The organism is Nocardioides sp. P5_C9_2 (assembly GCF_054049555.1).
On sequence record NZ_JBFUMD010000310.1, the window covers coordinates 1 to 4,795 of the forward strand.

The 4,795-nt window shown below is 71.0% G+C and carries 6 protein-coding genes; 3 read left to right on the forward strand and 3 right to left on the reverse strand.

The features are described from left to right. Window positions 1-981, forward strand: a 981-nt coding sequence (locus ACXJKL_RS14710) for an NAD(P)-dependent alcohol dehydrogenase (protein WP_457207790.1), incomplete at its 5' end; no start/stop codon positions are given. Between the two features lie 176 nt (window positions 982-1,157). Continuing rightward, window positions 1,158-1,481: a GYD domain-containing protein gene (locus tag ACXJKL_RS14715; RefSeq protein WP_457207791.1), complete on the forward strand. Its 324-nt coding sequence runs from the start codon at window positions 1,158-1,160 to the stop codon at window positions 1,479-1,481. Here the strand turns inward: ACXJKL_RS14715 and ACXJKL_RS14720 are convergent. Next, window positions 1,443-1,973 (reverse strand): SGNH/GDSL hydrolase family protein, encoded by a 531-nt coding sequence (locus ACXJKL_RS14720; protein WP_457207792.1) that lies wholly within the window; start codon window positions 1,971-1,973, stop codon window positions 1,443-1,445. The genes ACXJKL_RS14715 and ACXJKL_RS14720 overlap by 39 nt on opposite strands. A gap of 61 nt (window positions 1,974-2,034) precedes the next feature. Continuing rightward, entirely contained in the window at window positions 2,035-2,373 is a 339-nt protein-coding gene (locus tag ACXJKL_RS14725; RefSeq protein ID WP_457207793.1) for a hypothetical protein, read from the reverse strand. A 73-nt stretch (window positions 2,374-2,446) separates the two neighbouring features. On the opposite strand from ACXJKL_RS14725, the gene ACXJKL_RS14730 reads away from it, so the two are divergent. After that, window positions 2,447-4,159, forward strand: coding sequence for a helicase (locus ACXJKL_RS14730; RefSeq protein ID WP_457207794.1), 1,713 nt, complete (start codon window positions 2,447-2,449; stop codon window positions 4,157-4,159). A 39-nt stretch (window positions 4,160-4,198) separates the two neighbouring features. Here ACXJKL_RS14730 and ACXJKL_RS14735 read toward each other — a convergent pair whose 3' ends face one another. Then, window positions 4,199-4,549, reverse strand: coding sequence for a VOC family protein (locus ACXJKL_RS14735; protein WP_457207795.1), 351 nt, complete (start codon window positions 4,547-4,549; stop codon window positions 4,199-4,201). Between the last annotated feature and the right edge of the window lie 246 nt (window positions 4,550-4,795).

A 4,795-nucleotide genomic window follows, 5' to 3' on the forward strand; every position in this document is an offset into this window, starting at 1 on the left:
GTCGACGACCTCCACCTGAGCGAGGTCCCTCGGCCGGTGCCGGCCGCGGACGAGGTGTTGGTCCGGGTCCGCGCGGCGTCCGTGCATCCGGATGTGTGGCACGTCGTGGCCGGCCGGCCCGCGGTCCTGCGCCTCATGGGCTCCGGGGTCAGACGCCCCCGTGAGCGAGTCCCGGGGACTGACGCCGCCGGGGTGGTGGAGTCAGTGGGGAGCGCGGTGACCCGGTTCGAGCGGGGTGACGAGGWCTTCGCGGAGACCGTTCGCGGTGTCCAGTGGCGCAACGGCGGCGCGTTCGCCGAGTACGCCACCGCCCCCGAGGAAGGGGTCGCGCTCAAGCCCTCCGGCGTCAGCTTCGAGGAGGCGGCCGCCGTGCCGACCGCCGGGCTCATCGCCGTGAACAACCTGCCCCGACGACGTGTGCCTCCCGGGTCGAGAGTCCTGGTCAACGGCGCCGCGGGCGGCGTCGGCGCGATCGCCGTGCAGCTGGCCAAGGCCTACGGTGCCAACGTCACCGGTGTCGACCACGCGAGCAAGCTCGCACTCGTGCGCTCCCTCGGCGCGGACCGGGTCATCGACTACACGTCTGAGGACTTCACGCACAGCGGTGAGCAGTGGGACCTCATCTTCGACGTGCCCGGAAACCACTCCTTCAGCGAGATCCGTCGTGCGCTGGACCCACGAGGGAGCTACATCCTGATCGGACACGACGCATTCGGGGCCACCGGGCACCGCTGGCTGGGCAGCATCCCGCGTCTCCTCGGACTCGTGGCACGCTCGGCGGTCTCACCGCAGCTGCGCGGCGGGTCCTTCGCGCCACCGGACAAGCGGCAGCTGATGGGCACGCTCGCCGGCCTCGTGGAGACGGGCGAGCTCCGTGTGGTGGTCGACCGGGTCTATCCCCTGAGCCAGGTCCCCCAGGCGATGCGCCAGCTGATGTCCGGCCGGTCCCTGGGACGTGTCGTGGTCCGCATCGACGACTGAGGCACCCGTTCGACCGCTGAGCGCCTCGGCGCCTTTCGCCTGCGGCGTCGGGAGCGTACGGTCGGAGTGGCTCCCGGTCCGTGTGACCGTCGTCAAAGACTCGGCTCTTGATGGCTCGGAGGAGACACCCTCTCGGTGTTCCACCGTCGCCCGCCATCTACAGAGAGAGCACCACCATGGCCAAGTACATGATCAAAGCCTCGTACTCGCCCGAGGGCATCAAGGGCGTCATGGCGAAGGGCGGCTCCGCGCGTGCCGCAGCAATCGAGAAGCTGGCCTCCGCGGTGGGCGGCTCCGTGGAGAGTGTCTACTTCTCGTTCGGGTCCCATGACCTGTTCGCCATCGTCGAAGCGCCGAGTCATGAGGCGATGGCAGCCATCGCCGGCACGGTCTGTCAGACCGGTGCGCTCAGCAAGTACGAGACCGTCGTCCTGCTCACGCCGGCCCAGATCGACGAGGCGTCACACATGACGATCGACTACGCGCCGCCGGGCAGCTGACGTCCGGGACGAGGGGGCGCGATCGCCTCCTGCGGTGGCATGCACGGCTTCAGCGATCGCGGGTAGAACCGCCTTGTAGGCCGGTCCGCTCAGGTGAAGACCGTCGCTGACGAAGGCGCCGGCTCCGAGAGGCCTGATGACGAGCTCCGTGCGAACGACTCGTGCACCCGCGTCGTTGCACGCGGAGACTGCGGCGTCCCGGTACTCGTCGATGATCGCGTTCGTCCGATCACCCGACCCCGCCAGGCGGGACTCGTCCACTCCTGGGGGAGCGGCATAGACCCATCGGCGAGCTGGTCCGGACTGCAGGCAATCGAGCACGGCTCTCGCGAACACCCTCACCGGGACCGGCTTCCACGGCGCGGCGTCGTTGGTGCCGACCGACACCACGACCAGGTCCCCCTCATCGACGGCCGCCCTGGTCGCCTGCGCGACGAGGTCCAGCGCAGGGGCGCCGCCCTCCGCCGCGTTGTGGACGTCGGGGCCCAGCATGGGGAGGTCGCGACGGACCCTCGCAAGATGGCTGTCGCCCAGGAGCACGATGCGCAGAGCGCTACCGCTTCCCGCGACGGAACCTGCGGCCCAGCCGTGCGGCCATCGACCTCGGCGGCTTGATGTCGATCAGGGTCGAACGATCCGGCAGCGCCAGGTTCGTCGCCTGTTCCCTCGACAGGGTCGTGCGGACATGGGTGGTGTAGATCGAGGCGACCTGGTCCGCGTCCACGAACCGCGCACCTTCCTCGGTCTGGACGACGATGCCGTCGAACACCGAGACCGCCTCATCGACCAGAACGGCCTGGACGGTGGCGAAGTGGTGGCCGTCGCTCGTCTGCACCGACGTACCAGGCTGGAGTGCGGTGTAGGCGATGGGGTGATCGGGACCTTCGGGCATGCAGAAACCTTACGGGTCTGCGGCACGGTGCGGCGCCGGACAGCCGTGGGGGAGACACCGATAGCGTCCGGGGATGGCCAGACCTCGACGATCCGGTGCTCGTCGGCCCGGCACGCGACAGCAGCAGCGACCGTTGCCGGCCGCTGGGCCGGGTGAGCGGCTGTGGGTGCTCGACGTGCCGTACGGGACGCAGGTCGACGGGGCCACCTGGCACCCTGCCGTCAAGACCCACCTGTACGTCGGGGCCGCCCTGCCCGCGCACCTCGCGCCGTACTCCCCGGGGCCCTACACGCTCGGTCGGTTCATCGAGAACACCCTCAGTCCCGACCATCCGAGTCCCAACCCCGAGCCGACCGATGAGCTCGAGCCTCGCAGGACCCAGTTCGAGGCAGCCGATGCGATCGCCGCACGCGCCGCGGCGGGCGGCCGGCAGTTCCTGCTCGCCGACGAGCCCGGTGTCGGCAAGACGATCGCCGCGGTCCTCGGCGCGGTGGCGGTGGGCGACCTGCGAGGCGCGCGGCGGGTGCTCGTCGTGGCCGACCGTCCCGCCGCGATCACGATCGGCCACTGGTGCCGCACGATCACGGCGCTGGGGGATGGCGGCCTGGAGTGGGTCGTCATCACCTGGGACCGGCTGGAGAAGGTCAAGGACCACACCTGGGACGTGATCGTCGCCGACGAGGCCCACGCCCTGCGGCGTACGACGACGAAGCGGTGGAAGCTCTGGGCGCGGATCTCGGGTCACGGGAAGCCGCACGACAAGGCGCCGTTCGTCATCGCGACCACCGCGACGCCCGGACACACGCCGCTCGAGCTGCCCTACCTTGCTCCGGCATATGCACAGGTGCTGGGCGAGTCGATGAAGGAGTGGACCTCGGCGACGCAACCCGGGGACGCGTTCGCAACCGCCCTCGAGCGCCACGGCGTCGGGGTGGAACGGGGACGCTACGGCGCGACGTGGACCACCGATGCGGCGCGGCGCGCGGCGGACCTCAAGCTCGTGCGCGGCTGGCTCGAGGAGGAGCGGCCCCCGGCGCTGCTGCACCGGGCCGCGCCGTGGGGGCCGGTGCCGATCTCCGGGATGCCGGTGGCGCTCACGCCGGCGGAGCGGACGGCGTACGAGGCCGAATGGGGAGAGTTCTGTCGTGAGATGGACATCGCCCGGCGCGGGCGCAATGTCGCGAAGGGTCGGGCCGCGCTCCTGCGCTTCCGGCAGAAGGCCGGGCTCATCCGCGTCGACTCGACGGTCGCGTGGATCGCCCAGCAGGTCGAGGGGGAGCGACAGGTGGCGTGCTCGGTCGAGTTCGTGGCCACCGCCGCCGACCCGATCGCCGACCGGCTTCGTGACAGCGGCATCGAGGTCGCCACGATCTACGGCCGCGACCGGTTCGACCCGGAGGCGGAGCGGCTCCGGTTCCAGACAGGGCAGGCGAAGGTCTGCGTCTTCACCACGGTCGCCTCGATGAGCCTGCATGCCGGCGAGACCCTCGCGGACGGCCGCCGTGCGAGCACGGACCCGCGGGTCGGTGTCTTCCACCAGGCCCGCTTCTCGGGCATCGCCGGACGGCAGGTGACCGGCCGCACCCACCGTGACCACCAGGTCTCGCCGTGGCACATCGCGTATGCCGAGGGCACCATCGAGGAGCAGGTCGGCAAGGTGATGGTGGAACGGATCGCCGCGGCCTCCGACACCGTGGGCGGCGACAACACCGGCCTCGCCGACGTCGCCCAGCTCCTCGGAGCCGACTGGCTGCCCGCCACGACCCTGACCGAGGACGGCGCCTGACGCCGCTGGCTGGCACTACCTCGTCCGCGCGCCGACCCGTCAGGTCGTGGGGGCGAGGACGCAGAACTCGTTGCCCTCGGGGTCCGCCAGCACGACCCACGGCCGGTCACCCTGGCCGATGTCGACCCGCCGCGCACCATGGGCGACCAGCCGAGCCACCTCGGCCTCCTGGTCATCGGGCCTGAAGTCGAGATGCAGGCGGCTCTTGGCCTTCTTGACCTCGTCGATGCGCACGAAGTCCAACCCCGGCATGCGTTCCGGCTCCGCGCGGATCTCGAACTCGTCGGCGGAGGAGTAGACCTCCACCCAACCGAGTGCCTCGGCCCACCAGTGCCCCAGGGCCGCCGGGTCCACGGCGTGGACGATCACCTGTTCCCATTGCAACGTCATGGGCCGAACCTAGGGCCGGCAGGGTGCGGTGGACAGGCATTTTCGCGAGGAGMCGTGCCCTGGTCCTGCGGGTCCGAACGTAGGCTCGGGCCCGCCAGCTCTCCCTCATGCGCAGCCGAGGAGCCTCGTGTCCCGCACACCCACCCGATTCCGGACGATCCTGCCCAGCTCCGGACGCGCCGCCCTCGGCGCGACCATCGCCGGCGGCCTGCTGACCGGTGTGGCGTCTGCGCCCGAGCGGATGGG